Source organism: Marinobacter arenosus, assembly GCF_019264345.1.
GTDB classification, from domain to species: Bacteria; Pseudomonadota; Gammaproteobacteria; order Pseudomonadales; family Oleiphilaceae; genus Marinobacter; species Marinobacter arenosus.
Genome location: NZ_JAHVAO010000001.1, coordinates 3,133,245 through 3,146,762 on the forward strand (window position 1 = coordinate 3,133,245; position 13,518 = coordinate 3,146,762).

13 protein-coding genes are annotated in these 13,518 nt (G+C 58.6%); 5 read left to right on the top strand and 8 right to left on the bottom strand.

Translation table 11 applies throughout. The features are described from left to right. Nucleotides 1-16 precede the first annotated feature (16 nt). The 6 genes from KXD86_RS14285 to KXD86_RS14310 all read right to left on the bottom strand — a co-directional run bounded on the left by KXD86_RS14285 (nt 17) and on the right by KXD86_RS14310 (nt 6,234). A complete protein-coding gene (locus KXD86_RS14285; protein ID WP_218636668.1) occupies nt 17-937 on the bottom strand; it encodes a lipase family alpha/beta hydrolase in 921 nt (306 codons plus the stop codon). Nucleotides 938-1,280: 343 nt separating this feature from the next. After that, nucleotides 1,281-2,561, bottom strand: coding sequence for a glutamate-1-semialdehyde 2,1-aminomutase (gene hemL / locus KXD86_RS14290; RefSeq protein WP_218636669.1), 1,281 nt, complete (start codon nt 2,559-2,561; stop codon nt 1,281-1,283). Between the two features lie 15 nt (nt 2,562-2,576). Then, nucleotides 2,577-3,245: a thiamine phosphate synthase gene (gene thiE, locus KXD86_RS14295; protein WP_218636670.1), complete on the bottom strand. Its 669-nt coding sequence runs from the start codon at nt 3,243-3,245 to the stop codon at nt 2,577-2,579. Continuing rightward, a complete protein-coding gene (thiD, locus tag KXD86_RS14300) occupies nt 3,233-3,991 on the bottom strand; it encodes a bifunctional hydroxymethylpyrimidine kinase/phosphomethylpyrimidine kinase (protein ID WP_218636844.1) in 759 nt (252 codons plus the stop codon). The genes thiE and thiD overlap by 13 nt, the downstream gene beginning before the upstream one ends. A gap of 41 nt (nt 3,992-4,032) precedes the next feature. Further along, the gene (gene hemJ / locus KXD86_RS14305) at nt 4,033-4,455 is read right to left on the bottom strand and encodes a protoporphyrinogen oxidase HemJ (RefSeq protein WP_218636671.1); all 423 of its coding nucleotides are present in this window, start codon (nt 4,453-4,455) and stop codon (nt 4,033-4,035) included. 3 nt (nt 4,456-4,458) lie between these two features. Next, nucleotides 4,459-6,234 carry a chloride channel protein gene (locus KXD86_RS14310; RefSeq protein WP_218636672.1) on the bottom strand — a complete coding sequence of 592 codons (1,776 nt, stop codon included), beginning with the start codon at nt 6,232-6,234 and terminating at the stop codon, nt 4,459-4,461. A 155-nt stretch (nt 6,235-6,389) separates the two neighbouring features. Between KXD86_RS14310 and argC the strand changes: the two genes are divergently transcribed. From argC to erpA, 4 genes are all read left to right on the top strand, one after another. After that, entirely contained in the window at nt 6,390-7,427 is a 1,038-nt protein-coding gene (gene argC / locus KXD86_RS14315) for an N-acetyl-gamma-glutamyl-phosphate reductase (protein WP_218636673.1), read from the top strand. A gap of 9 nt (nt 7,428-7,436) precedes the next feature. Beyond that, nucleotides 7,437-8,177, top strand: a complete 741-nt coding sequence (locus tag KXD86_RS14320; RefSeq protein WP_218636674.1) for a DUF6776 family protein — start codon at nt 7,437-7,439, stop codon at nt 8,175-8,177. Between the two features lies 1 nt (nt 8,178). Beyond that, nucleotides 8,179-8,670 carry a bactofilin family protein gene (locus KXD86_RS14325; RefSeq protein WP_218636675.1) on the top strand — a complete coding sequence of 164 codons (492 nt, stop codon included), beginning with the start codon at nt 8,179-8,181 and terminating at the stop codon, nt 8,668-8,670. 85 nt (nt 8,671-8,755) lie between these two features. Then, nucleotides 8,756-9,088: an iron-sulfur cluster insertion protein ErpA gene (erpA, locus tag KXD86_RS14330; RefSeq protein ID WP_218636845.1), complete on the top strand. Its 333-nt coding sequence runs from the start codon at nt 8,756-8,758 to the stop codon at nt 9,086-9,088. An 88-nt stretch (nt 9,089-9,176) separates the two neighbouring features. Here the strand turns inward: erpA and KXD86_RS14335 are convergent, their stop codons facing one another. Further along, nucleotides 9,177-10,274, bottom strand: coding sequence for an anhydro-N-acetylmuramic acid kinase (locus tag KXD86_RS14335; RefSeq protein ID WP_218636676.1), 1,098 nt, complete (start codon nt 10,272-10,274; stop codon nt 9,177-9,179). A gap of 5 nt (nt 10,275-10,279) precedes the next feature. Next, the gene (locus KXD86_RS14340; RefSeq protein WP_218636677.1) at nt 10,280-11,656 is read right to left on the bottom strand and encodes an OapA family protein; all 1,377 of its coding nucleotides are present in this window, start codon (nt 11,654-11,656) and stop codon (nt 10,280-10,282) included. Nucleotides 11,657-11,961: 305 nt separating this feature from the next. Between KXD86_RS14340 and tyrS the strand changes: the two genes are divergently transcribed. Next, a complete protein-coding gene (gene tyrS, locus KXD86_RS14345; RefSeq protein ID WP_218636678.1) occupies nt 11,962-13,164 on the top strand; it encodes a tyrosine--tRNA ligase in 1,203 nt (400 codons plus the stop codon). The last annotated feature ends 354 nt before the right edge of the window (nt 13,165-13,518 follow it).

Sequence of the window (13,518 nt, forward strand, 5' to 3'; positions counted from 1 at the left end):
GCCAGTCGGCCGCGGGTCAGAGCCCGGCGTTTCTCAGTCGGTTAGCGTGTTGTTTGAACACCGACTTGGGATCGGTTTCAAACAGGCTGTGCAGTCCCAGCGCCTGATTCACCTCATCCAGATGGTTCATAAAGTAATTATCCCGGATAACCTTGCCAAAGTGGTTGCTGCAGCGCCCAACCAGGCCGTCGTTCTGACTGAATCCGAAGGCAAGACTGGTGGTCCCCAGCAGCGCATCGGATGGGTCAAGCACGTTGGTGAGTACGCCGGTTCCGCCCCAGGAATAGAAACGCACGCCATTGGCGGAATGCGCGCCTTCGCCACAAGAGGTGGTGGGCATACCGGCCGGTGCGAAGCGATTGAATTCGGCGCTACCGTGGGTGGTCAGGGATTGAAGGCTGGAACGCAGATCCTGGCTGTAGCCGCCACCCGAGAGCAGGTCAATCAGGCTGCCCAGGGCATTGCCCAGTGAAGCCGCCAGACTTTCGGCCGGTGAGCCGTAGATCAGATCTGCCACCGGTGACCCCTTATGGGGTGAACCGACAGAGGTAACCGAGGCCACCAGGTCCGGCCTGACCCTGGCAATATAGCGGGCGGTGGGGCCGCCGTGGCTGTGCCCAATCAGGTTCACCTTGCCGTACACCGCGGCAATGGCCTGTACCTGGGGCAGCAGGGCTTCGCCCCGTGCAATGGTGCTGTCGAGTGCCGGGACCTGGGTGGTATAGACATCCGCACCGTATTTGCGAAGGTCCTCTGAAACGCCGTACCAGTAGTCAACGCCGGCGATGGAATCAAACCCGAACATGCCGTGTACCAGCACAATCGGATATCGGGTATCGGTATAGTTCGAGGGAGTAGAATCCCACCACCATGCGGCGGAGGGGGCTGACCACGCGACTGCGAGGGTCAGAGCCAGTGCTTTGATCCAGGGTTTCATTGTCGTTCCTACAGTTTGATGTTGTGTTTGTTATTCAAACTGCGGCTCAACCTAACAGGCTGCTCCAGAGACTGCTTCTCTTACTGCATCTGCCTGCAAGGGCAGAATAAGGGCTTCCGTGCGCTGACTTCAGTCTTGTGATTGTTAGATTGTTGCCGTCAGAGCATCTCTAATGAGATCTGACTATAGTTTGGCGGGGCGGTGCCCAAGTCAATGTCCGGACAGGCACTTCGGGCGAGCAGCTTCCAGGGTTGTGACGGGGGTCACCCAGTTGGCCCCGCATGACAGGTCAGGCGACCGTGCCAGCGGGTCCGGTTGGGATCTGTAACAACGAACGGGTGGATCAGAGCGTCGCCATGACCTTGTGGGCGGCGTTAATGGTGTGCTCGATATCCTCGTCAGTCAGCGCGGCCGTGGTAAAGCCGGCTTCGAAGGCTGACGGCGCCAGGTAAACGCCTTCTTTGAGCATGCCCTGGAAGAACTTCTTGAAGCGCTCGACATCGCAGGCCATCACTTGATCGAACCGGGTGATGGACGCTTCCTCAGTGAAGAAGAATCCGAACATGGCACCGGCACTCTGGACGGCCAGGGGGATGCCCGCGGCGTCGGCGGCGGCCTTGATGCCGTCGCGTACCGCAACGGTCTTTGCCGTCAACCGGTCGTGGAAACCAGGCTCGGAGATGGCGTTCAGCGTAGTCAAGCCGGCACACATGGCCAGCGGGTTGCCGCTCAGGGTGCCGGCCTGGTAGACCGGTCCGAGGGGCGAAATGTGCTCCATGATCTCCCGCTTGCCACCGAAGGCGCCCACCGGCAGCCCGCCACCGATGACCTTGCCCAGCGCGGTAAGATCAGGGGTGACGCCATACAAACCCTGGGCGCCGCCGAGGGAAACCCGGAAACCGGTCATGACTTCGTCGAAAATCAGTACCGTTCCATGCTCGTCGCAGACCTCGCGCAGTCCTTCCAGGAAGCCCGGTACAGGCGGTATGCAGTTCATGTTGCCGGCCACCGGCTCGACAATAATGGCTGCGATCTGGTCCCCCATTTTCGCGAAGGTTTCCCGGACACTGTCGATGTCATTGAAGTTCAGAGTCAGGGTGTGTTCGGCCAGGCTGGCGGGAATGCCGGGAGAATTGGGCACGCCCAGGGTCAGTGCGCCGGAGCCAGCCTTCACCAGCAGGGAATCCACATGGCCGTGGTAGCAGCCTTCGAACTTGACGATTTTGTCCCGGCCCGTGTAGCCCCGGGCCAGACGCACGGCGCTCATGGTCGCTTCGGTCCCGGAGTTCACCATGCGTACGAGTTCAATGGACGGGACCAGTTCGCAGACCTTCTTCGCCATTTCGGTTTCGAGAGCGGTGGGTGCTCCGTAGCCGATACCAAGATCCACCTGGGCGTGCAGGGCATTCTTGATGCGCGGATCGGAGTGGCCAAGAATCATCGGGCCCCAGGATCCGATGTAATCGATGTAACGGCGATCGTCCTCATCATAAAGATAGGCGCCCTCGGCGTGCTTGAAGAACACTGGGGTGCCGCCCACGCCACGAAAAGCCCGGACTGGGGAATTGACGCCTCCGGGAATGTATTTCTGGGCTTCTTCGAACAGCGTTTCGGAGTGAGTCATGAATCTGCGTTCCTGTTATCTGGAAAGTGAAAAAAGAGGGTGATGCTGCTGGAACAGGCGCGCAAACGCCCGCGCGCGGTTTTCTACATCATCTGGAGCACCGCCAAACAGGCCACCGATGACCGCCAGCAGGTCGGCGCCAGCCCGAATCAGGGGCTCGCCGTTCTCGGCGGTAATACCGCCAATCGCCGTGAGTGGACGGCCAAACTGCCGGGCCTCGGTCAGCACGGCCGGGCTGGCCGCCGGCGCATCCGGCTTGGTGCCGGACGTGTAGAAGCGTCCAAATGCCAGGTACACTGCACCGGCGGCATCGGCACTCCGGGCCAGTTCCAGGTCCGCGTGGCAGGTGATGCCAATGATCGCTTCTTCACCCAGCACGTGACGGGCGCTGGTCAACGAGTCATCGGACTGGCCGAGATGCACACCTGCTGCTCCCGAGCGCCGGGCCAGCTCCACGTCATCGTTAATCAGCAACGGTACCCCGGCATTGGTGCAGGCTGCTTGAAGGTCGCGAGCCTGTCGGAGCCGGTCCGCCATGGGGGCGTGCTTTTCCCGGTATTGTACCAGAACGGCACCGCCCCGCAGTGCGGCTTCTACCGAGACAATCAGCGTGTCCGGCGGGGTCAGGTGGCTGTCGGTAATAGCGTACAGTCCCGGCCGAAGGATTCCGGTCACCGTTCCCACGGAATGCCCCGATCGGGCACTGGTTGGCCTTTGCCAACGTCCAGCGCATGCAGAATCGCCCGGTTTACATAATTCTGCGCCTGCGAGATGGCCGCTCGCTGGGACAGACCGGCTGCCCGGCCAGCGGCAATCGCGGCGGCCAGTGTGCACCCTGTACCATGGTATTCGCCGCCGATACGCTCAAGCTCCCAGGTCATGGGTTCCGGCGCGTGGTTGAATAGCGTGTTGGTGATGTGAAGTCCGGTTCCGTGGCCTCCAGTCGCCAGCACTGACGCGCAGCCACTCGCCAGCAGGTTCCTCGCGGCGCGTTCGGGGTCCGCATTGTCGCCCAGCATGCTTAACTCGATCCCATTCGGGGTGATCATTTCCGTCAGCGGGAACAGGCGCTCCTTCATGGCGGTGATCAGTTCATCATCCGCAAGATCGCCACCGCCGGCGGCCTTGATCACCGGGTCCGTGATCAGCGGAATGCCCGGATGTTCGCCGATAAACTCCACCAGTACATCAACGATCGCGGCGTTACCAAGGGCGCCGGTTTTGATCGCGTGAATCGGAGCATCGTCGGCAACACACTTCAATTGCTTGCGAATCAGTTCGGCATCGACCGCTTCGGCGCCATAAACGTTGGTCGTATCCTGCACGGTCAGGCAGGTGAGTACCGGCAGAGGATGGCAGCCCAAGGACGTAATCGCCTGAATGTCAGCCTGAATGCCGGCGCCGCCGGAGGGATCAAGGCCGGACAAGATCAGAACCTGAGGTCGGGTATAGCGTTTGATGGCTCGACTCCTTAGAAGGGTTTGACAACGGCCAGGATCACGACCGCCAGCAGAATAAACACCGGCAGCTCATTGAACCAGCGGTAGAACACGTGGCTTCTGGTGTTGCGATCGTCCCGGAACACCTTAACCAGATGACCGCAGTAAAAATGGTAACCGATCAGCAAGGCTACCAGCAGCAGTTTGGCGTGCAGCCAACCCTGACTGAAATAGCCAGACACATTGTAACCGATCAGCCAGATTCCGAAGATCACGGTGGCAATCATGGAGGGCGTGGTGATGCCCCGGTACAGCTTGCGTTCCATGACCTTGAAGCGTTCGCGACCGGCTTCGTCCTCGCAGGCGGCGTGGTAAACGAACAGGCGTGGCAGGTAAAAAATACCTGCGAACCAGCACACCATGGAAATTATGTGGAAGGCTTTAACCCACAGCATTCATCAGCTCCGTCGGTATTGGTAGTAGCTTTCGATGTCGGATTTCAGGACCACGCCGTACACCCGCTGAATCATCGGGGCTACGTGCCGTTGTACGTAGAGGGCCTCGGAATTGCTCGAATCGAAGACATTCAGGGCTTCTTCGAGGGTGGCCTGATACTGGACCGGCGCGACATCCCGACGATTGGCCGGAATGTCCATCAGGTCTACCGATTCCGGAGCTTCAGCCTCTTCCTCGGCGACCAGTTTGTCCGTGTCCTCCAGGTACCGCGCCAGGTCGACGGCGGGCAACAGGGCGGTGGGTCCACTGCTGCCCTCGACCAACAGCCACTTCGGCTCTGACTTCAGCGCCTTCCTGGCTTCGTCGATGGTCAGATGGCGTTCCGTGCGCAGAAGGCTTCGATCCATGATGGCGCCCACAGACACCCGTCGCAACGCCTGGATAACCGGCGAATTCTGGTAGCTCAGGCCCTGGCTTTTAAGAATGGTGAGGAACAGCGACTTCTTGCCGAAGGCTTCGCTGGTGACCAGGGTAGAGGTGGTGATGATCAGCATGCCCGGGAGAATGATGTTCGGATTGCGGGTCAATTCCATCAGCGCCATCAGCGCGGCCAAGGGTGCCTGCAGCACGGCCCCCATCATCGCGCCCATGCCGAGCATAGCGTAGAAGCCCACGGAGGAGGCGTGTTCGGGAACGATCTGTGCGCCGACCAGTCCCATCGCGCCGCCAAGGGTGGCGCCCATGAACAGGGTCGGGCCGATGACGCCGCTGGGCATGCCGAGGCCCAGAGTGAGCGATGTTACCAGCAGCTTGGACACACCGACGCCCAGTAACAGCCAGAAACCCAGTTGGCCATTGATGGTATCGTCGACGGTGTCGTAGCCGATCCCCATGGTTTCAGGCATCAGGATCGCGAACGGGACCATCAGCACCCCCGCCAACGCGATCCGAAGCATCACGGGGCGATGATGATGACGCCCCATGGAATCCACCAGTTGAATGAACAATGCGGCAGCAATGCCAATGATGACGGCGATGGCGATAACCCAGGGGATTTCCAGCAGCGAATTCATGGTCAGGGCTGGCACGCTGAACGCGGGTTCCGAGCCGTAGACGGCCTGAGTCACGATGGCCGCACTGACCGCCGCCAGGATGATCGGCGTGAAGCCGGCAATGGTGTACTCCATCATCACCACTTCCATGGCAAAGATGACACCGGATATGGGGGTGTTGAACGAGGCTGAAATGGCGGCCGCACAGCCGCAGGCCACCAGGGTACGGATGCTGTTGTTGGGTAGCCGCATCCACTGGCCCATCAGGCTCGAAAAGGCGGCGCCCAGGTGGACGGCGGGGCCTTCACGGCCGGCCGACTGGCCGGTCACCACGGTGGCGACCCCGGACACGAACTGCACGATGGCGCTGCGGAGGGAGATGTAGCCCTGGTGGTAATTCAGGCGCTCCATGACATGCACGATCCCCACCTTGCGGTCATGGATCGCCAGGCGGTGCAGCATCAGGCCCAACATCAGGGCCCCGGTCAGCGGCAGCAGGCCGCGGGTGAGCAGGTCCAGTTCCTCGAAGGATTCGGAACCTTCGCCGGGTAGGAAATACTCCAGGGGCCATTCGATGGCGAGACGGAACACCAGGATAACGCCGCCGGTAATCAGACCGGATAACAACCCCAGCACCGCCAGTTGAGGCAAGGCATCGACACCCGATAACCGGCGCCGGAAAACTGGGATGAGATGCTCGGTAAGCTGGTGCCAGAGTCTTTGCATGAACGCCGGAATTCCGGTTGGGTGCGATGAAGTGAGAGAGCGTTTCTGACATCATTGTAACGACCGCTTTGCGGGCTGCAATAAGTCCTTGGTTTATCATGGTAGACTACGGCGTTATTCGTCCAAACCCTGACACGACGTCGCTGGAGAAAGTAGTGATTAAAGTAGGCATCGTTGGTGGCACCGGCTATACCGGTGTGGAACTGCTGAGAATTCTGGCGGTTCATCCGGAAGTTACAGTGAGTTGCATTACCTCCCGGTCAGAAGCAGGTATGCCTGTGGCCGATATGTACCCGAATTTGCGCGGACACTACGATCTTGCTTTTTCCGAGCCGGATCCGGGTGTGTTGAAGGCCTGTGACCTGGTGTTTTTTGCCACACCGCATGGCGTGGCCATGCGTATGGTGCCCGAATTGATGGCGGCCGGTGTTCGGGTTGTCGATCTGTCGGCGGATTTCCGACTCAAGGATCTTGACGTCTGGGCGAACTGGTACGGCATGGCGCACGAAAGCCCCGAGTGGGCCGAGCGGGCGGTTTATGGGCTGCCGGAAGTGGCCCGTGCCGAGATTCTCCAGGCCCAGTTGGTGGCAAATCCCGGGTGCTACCCAACCGCCGTCCAACTCGGTTTTCTGCCGCTGTTGGAAAATGCGCTGGTGGATCAGACCAGGTTGATTGCCGATGCCAAGTCCGGTGCCAGCGGTGCCGGTCGACAGGGCAAGATTGGTATGTTGCACGGCGAAATCGGAGAGAGCTTTAAAGCCTACGGCGCCTCGGGCCATCGCCACCTGCCGGAGATCCGTCAGGGCCTCGCAGGTGCGGCCGGTTCTGAGGTTGGCGTGACCTTCGTGCCCCACCTGATCCCCATGATCCGTGGCATTGAGGCGACGCTCTATGCGGAACTCAGGGAACCCGAGCAGTTTGATCGTCTGCAGGAGTTGTTCGAAGTCCGGTTCCGCGACGAGCCCTTTGTGGATGTTATGCCATTTGGCAGTCATCCGGAAACGCGCAGCGTCCGGGGTGCCAACCAGTGTCGGATGGCCCTGCACCGTCAGGAGCAAAGCAACATTGTCATTGTCTCCTCGGTCATCGATAACCTGGTGAAAGGCGCGGCCGGGCAGGCCGTCCAGAACATGAACATCATGTTCGGCCTGAACGAAACGCTCGGGCTTGAAGCCCCGGCTTTGCTTCCTTAAGGCGTCACCGTGAGTCAGGATCGCAAACGGGCCCAGGAATATGTTGTGATCCGCCACCGGCCGGGTTACCGGCTGCGGCGGACCGCCATTCTGTTGGTTTTCTCCGTTGTTGCCGCCGTTGCGGGTTACGCCACAGGGTTGGCCCAGGGGGGATTTCGTTTCTCCAATGTGGAAGCATCGAATGATGTGCTGGAAGAGGAGCTGGATACGCTCCGGGAGGACTATACCGAGGCCCGTCAGCAGGTCATCAATCTGGACCGGGGCCGGGCCATTGACGAGCAGGCTCTGAATCAGGCACGAAAAACCATCGTTGAGCTTGAAACCCGGATTGCTTCACTGAAATCCGATCTGACGTTCTATAAAAATATCATGGCGCCCTCGGAGACCAGCAAAGGACTGCAGGTGGACAGCTTAACGCTGGCGCCGGATCGTCAGCCCGGCGCCTTCGATTTCAAGTTGGTGCTCACCCAGGTGGGGAATAATAAAAGCTACATTGCGGGTGTGGTGGCGGTGAATGTCATCGGCCTGCGCGACGAAGAAAAAGAAGTCATTGCCTTGCGCGACCTGTCTCAGGATATCGAAGACCTCGGTGTGAAATTCCGCTTCCGCTACTTCCAGGACGTGGAGGGTTTGCTGGTGCTTCCGGACGGTTTCGAACCGCTGGAGGTCCAGGTGGTGGCCCAGGCCGAAGGACGCAAATCCTCGCAGGCAGAACGAACATTTGACTGGGATGACTTAACGGAGAATTGACATGCTTGGAAAGAAAAAGCAGAAACCGCGTCGGCCTACTACTGGCCATTTCGACACGCTGATTTCGTCCCGCACCACGGTCGAGGGCGATGTCCAGTTTTCCGGCGGTCTGCACGTGGATGGCAAGGTCCATGGGAAAGTCTTGGCCGAAGAGGGCAGCGAAGCGGTACTGAGGCTCTCGGAAATTGGCGAAATTGCCGGGGATATCGTGGCGCCCCATGTCATCATCAACGGTACGGTCCATGGCGATGTCTACGCCTCGGCCCACCTTGAATTGGCCGAAAAGGCCTCTATCAATGGCAACGTGTATTACAACCTCATCGAAATGGCGATGGGTGCGTCGGTAAACGGTAACCTCGTTCATCAGCGCGAACCGGCAGGCCTGCTGACCCAGGATCAGCCCCGGGTGAAGTCCGGGAGTGTCGCGTCCGATGAGCCATCCGCTGTGGCGGAAACCGAGGCGGACGTCGAGGGTGGTGGAAAGTCCGAATAGTTGATTGTTTTAGTCAGGAATACCATAATCGTCCGAGTTGTTCCTATCTGATCCGGAGGCGAACTTGAGCGTAGTCCAGCAACAAATGGCGGCGCCGCTGTTCTTTAGTGACAGTGCCGTGGCCAAAGTGCGCGAGTTAATTGAGGAGGAGGAAAATCCTGATCTCAAGCTCCGTGTCTTTGTGACGGGTGGTGGCTGCTCCGGGTTCCAGTATGGTTTTTCGTTTGACGACAGTCAGGACGAAGAGGACACCGTGATCGAACGGGAAGGCGTTAGCCTTTTGGTAGACCCGATGAGCTATCAGTACCTGGTCGGTGCAACCATCGAGTACCAGGAAGGGCTCCAGGGGTCGCAGTTCGTGGTCCAGAACCCGAATGCGAGTTCGACCTGCGGTTGCGGGAGTTCGTTCTCCATCTGAGTGGGACGGATTGAATCAATCCCTACTGAACGAAAAAGGAGAGCAACGTGCTCTCCTTTTTTGTGCGTGTGCATCGCGGACTGCGCGCTCAAGCGTGGTGGATTGCACCAAGTATTCGAGGCCCGCGTGCTCCGGTGACGTCGGGCAGGTTACCGGGACTTCCGGCGAGGGTTTGCTGGGCCAGCCAAGCGAAGGCCACCGGCTCTACCCACTGCGGATCCAGCCCGAGTTCGGTGGTAATGGCCAGTGGTGTCGGGGCCATTACCTTCTCCAGCTCCTGCATCAGCAGAGGATTCCGGGTTCCGCCGCCGCAGGCATACATTTTCATCGCTGGCGCGGACGGCATCTGCTCGATGATGCTTGCCACGGTCAGCTGCAACAGCGTCCGTTGGACGTTTTCTGCCGGTATGTCGGGGTGTCTCTGAACCTGGGTTTTGACCCAGTCAAGATTGAACCGTTCCTTGCCTGTGCTTTTCGGCGCCGGTCGCGCAAAGTACGCGTCCGATAGCATGTCTCTCAATAATTCTTCGTCGACACGGCCTTCGGCAGCCCAGTGGCCGTCGGTATCGTAGGGAAGGCCGGTCTGGTTCAGGCACCAGGCATCCATCAGGGCGTTGGCTGGACCAGTGTCAAAGCCGATGACCGGTTCGGTAGAATCTGCCGGAATCCAGGTGATGTTTGCGATGCCGCCGAGGTTGAGAATGCAGCGGTCTTCGCGGTCTGAACTGAAAAATGCCTTGTGAAAAGCTGGGACCAAGGGGGCTCCCTGGCCTCCCGCCGCCATATCCCGGCTTCGGAAATCGGAGATGGTCGTTATCCCGGTGCGTTCCGCGATGACAGCCGCGTTGCCAATCTGGATGGAAAACGGCGCGAACCCCGACGGCTGGTGGCGTATCGTCTGGCCGTGAGAGCCGATGGCGCGGATGGCTGAGGGAGAGAAGCCTGAGCGTTCGATAACCCGGCAGGCGGCATCCGCAAAGAGGGTGCCGGTCAGTGTATCGAGTTCCCCGACTTCGTCGGGTGTGCCCAGGTTTTGACTCACAGCCAGAAGGCGATGTCGAAGGTCGTCCGGATAACTCAGGGTTTCGGAGGCGTGGACATTCACCGACCGGCCATCAAAGGACACCAGCACGGCGTCGATGCCATCCATGCTGGTGCCTGACATAAGCCCGATCCAGGCTTCCATGGTGTTTACTCTTCTGAGGCGAGAGCGAGTTGCTGGTAATTCTCGCGGAAGACGTCGAACTGGGCCATGCGCTGCTCGGTGTGGCGTTTGAATCGAGCCATTTCAGAGGCAGGTACTGGCTTGGCGTCCGGGAGTTTGACGGTCCGGGAATTGCGCGGCGAGCCGTTGAGGCGGAACTCGTAGTGCAGATGTGGACCGGTCACCATGCCGGATGAACCCACATAGCCGATGGTTTCGCCCTGCTTGACCCGGGTGCCTTTTTTGATGCCGCGGCCAAGGCGGCTCATGTGCGCGTACAGCGTCGTGATGTTGTCGCCATGCTGAAGGATGACGGTGCGGCCGTAGCCGCCTTTCCAGCCGGCAAAGTGTACCCGGCCCGTTCCGGCAGCCTTGATGGGCGTGCCTGTGGGGGCGCCATAGTCGGTGCCTTCATGGGGGCGTACGACGTCGAGTACCGGATGGCGGCGCTGGAGGTTGAACGGTGACGAGACCCTGGCATTGATCGGGGTGCGAAGAAATGCTTTGCGCATGCTCTTGCCATCGGGGGCGTAATAGTCGCTGTCACCGTTGCTGTCAGTATAGAGCAGGGCGGTGTTGTCCTCGCCCCGGTTAATAAAACGGGCAGAGAGAATCCGGCCGGTGTCGAATTTTTCGCCGTCCAGGTACAGTTCTTCGTATACCACTTCGAAATGGTCGCCCTTGCGAACGTCGTACACAAAGTCAATTTCCCAGCCGAAGATGCCTGCAAGTTCCATGGTCAAGCGGTCGTTCAGGCCTGCCTCGCGGGCGGCCAGATAAAGGGAGCCGTCGATGGTGCCGGAGGCGAACGCCGGACGTGCTTCCGGTTCGCGAATGACCTTTTCTCCGATGAAGCCATCTTCGGTTTTCTCGATTTTGAGGGACTCAAGCAGGCTGCGCTGAAGCTCAATGGCCGCCAGGCCGCCCTCCTCGCTCGTAGCAAAACGGATGGTTTCACCGGCGTAGAGCCGCTGAAGATGCTCCGCATCGCCTTCGCCATGAATGACCGAGAGCATGACGCCATCGTTGAAGCCGGCTTTCTTGAACAGGGAAGACAGCGTGTCACCGGACCTGATCTCAAAGGTTGCCCAGTCAAAACGGGGCTCAGCGGGCTCTGCCACCTCGGTCGCCTGGCCTGCGCTTACCACCGGCGCCTGTTCGTCAATCGCCTTGGCCTGGGTTGCGTCGGGTTGGGCCTGTTCCGCCACGCCGTTGCCAGAGACAGTGCCCTGTTCCAGATCCAGCGCGTAGGACATGCGCTTGGCTTCCACGTCGGCACTCGGGCTCATAAGAATGGCGGCGGTCACAACGACGGTTGCAGTGGCGGCAATGGTAATGTGGGTCTTTGGAAACATTTTCAGCACGTATCGCATCCGTTTTGATCGGTATTCCGGTAGGTTGAGCTACCTAATTAAAGCTGTTATTTAAGTATAGACAAACAGATTACCGTATAAACGGCACACGGGCGAGCATGGAACATTACGATTGCGGATCCATCCCCCCGGATTTTTGCTGGCGGCACTGCTATAATGCGCCGCCCTGTTCATCCAGCATTGCTTAAAAACTGTACGATTATACTTTAGCAGGAGTGCAGGTAACTCACAGATTTCTTTTGTAGAGGTCTGTAACTGTCAGAATCCACCGAGATCAAATTGGGGACGTGTTGTTCATGGCATCTATTGATGAGGCGTTGGCGATAATCAAGCGCGGAATAGACGAACTTATTCCGGAAGAGGAGTTGATAACGAAGCTCAAGGAAGGTCGTCCTCTCAGAATCAAGGCAGGCTTTGATCCCACCGCCCCCGATCTCCATCTTGGTCACACCGTACTGATCAATAAGTTGCGCCAGTTCCAGGATCTGGGGCACGACGTGATCTTCCTCATCGGTGACTTTACCGGAATGATTGGTGACCCCACTGGCAAAAGCGCTACGCGGCCCCCTTTGACAGAGGAGCAGGTGCGGCAGAATGCCATTACCTATAAAGAGCAGGTATTCAAGATCCTGGACCCTGCGCGGACTCGGGTGGTTTTTAACTCGGAATGGATGGGGCAGATGTCTGCTGCAGACATGATTCGGCTTGCGGGGCAGAGTACGGTTGCACGTATGCTGGAGCGTGATGACTTCTCGAAGCGTTATGATTCCAATCAGCCCATTGCCATTCATGAATTTCTGTATCCGTTGGTCCAGGGCTATGATTCCGTAGCCCTTGAAGCGGACGTTGAGTTAGGTGGCACTGACCAGCGTTTCAATCTTGGTATGGGGCGAACCATCCAGGGGCGTTACGGGCAGGAACCTCAGGTGATTCTCACGGTCCCTATTCTTGAGGGGTTGGACGGCGTTCAGAAGATGTCCAAGTCGTTGGGGAACTATGTGGGTGTGAATGATTCGCCCGGCGAAATGTACACCAAGCTGTTGTCGATGCCGGACGATCTTCTCTGGCGCTACTTTGAGTTGCTGAGCTTCCGGCCGCTCGCTGAGATTGAAGAGTTTCGCAAGGCTGTGGCGGATGGTGCCAATCCGCAGGACTACAAGAAGCTGCTGGCTGAAGAGATTATCACCCGCTTCCATGATGAAGAGGCGGCGAAAACGGCGCACAAGTCGGCGGGCAATCGGGTGGCGTTGGGCGATATTCCAGATAACGTGCCGACGGTTGAGGTGTCCCTGGATGGTCAGTCCGAGATGCCCATGGCCTCGGTGCTCCGTTTGGCTGGTCTGGTAAAGAACGGCGCAGCCGCCCGGGATGTGCTGGGTCGTGGGGCTGTGTTTGTGGATGGCCAGAAGTTTGAGGGTGATCGCCTGTTTGTTGAGGGTGACGATTGCGTCGTCCAGGCGGGTAAGAAGAAGATTGCCCGGGTTTTGATCACGGCGTAACCGATTTTCGGTGATTTTGAGTTTTTTTCAGAATCGCCGTTGACACCTCCGAGCAGGTCTGTAGAATGCGCATCTCTTTCGAGGGGAACGCCACTGAGGCGGGCCGGAAATCGAAAGATAACCGTTTGAAAGTATTGAAGAAAATGAGTTTCAAGCTTCTTCAGAAAACGGTTGACAGGGTAGCGATTCAGCGTAGAATGCGCAGCCCGAAACAAGCAATAAGCCGGGTGATTTTTCGGCGGTTTCCGGAGACGGAAAACAACGAAAAATAAACGGTTGACAAGGTGGCGGTTCGATGTAGAATACGCGGCCTTGATTGAGCAACGGCTCAAACGCTCTTTAAAAAATTAACCA

Bases quoted from the DNA above. Each gene is read 5' to 3' on its own strand.
- KXD86_RS14285 (WP_218636668.1), bottom strand. From the start codon at position 937: ATGAAACCCTGGATCAAAGCACTGGCTCTGACCCTCGCAGTCGCGTGG.
- hemL (WP_218636669.1), bottom strand. From the start codon at position 2,561: ATGACTCACTCCGAAACGCTGTTCGAAGAAGCCCAGAAATACATTCCC.
- hemJ (WP_218636671.1), bottom strand. From the start codon at position 4,455: ATGCTGTGGGTTAAAGCCTTCCACATAATTTCCATGGTGTGCTGGTTC.
- KXD86_RS14310 (WP_218636672.1), bottom strand. From the start codon at position 6,234: ATGCAAAGACTCTGGCACCAGCTTACCGAGCATCTCATCCCAGTTTTC.
- KXD86_RS14325 (WP_218636675.1), top strand. From the start codon at position 8,179: ATGCTTGGAAAGAAAAAGCAGAAACCGCGTCGGCCTACTACTGGCCAT.
- erpA (WP_218636845.1), top strand. From the start codon at position 8,756: ATGGCGGCGCCGCTGTTCTTTAGTGACAGTGCCGTGGCCAAAGTGCGC.
- KXD86_RS14335 (WP_218636676.1), bottom strand. From the start codon at position 10,274: ATGGAAGCCTGGATCGGGCTTATGTCAGGCACCAGCATGGATGGCATC.
- tyrS (WP_218636678.1), top strand. From the start codon at position 11,962: ATGGCATCTATTGATGAGGCGTTGGCGATAATCAAGCGCGGAATAGAC.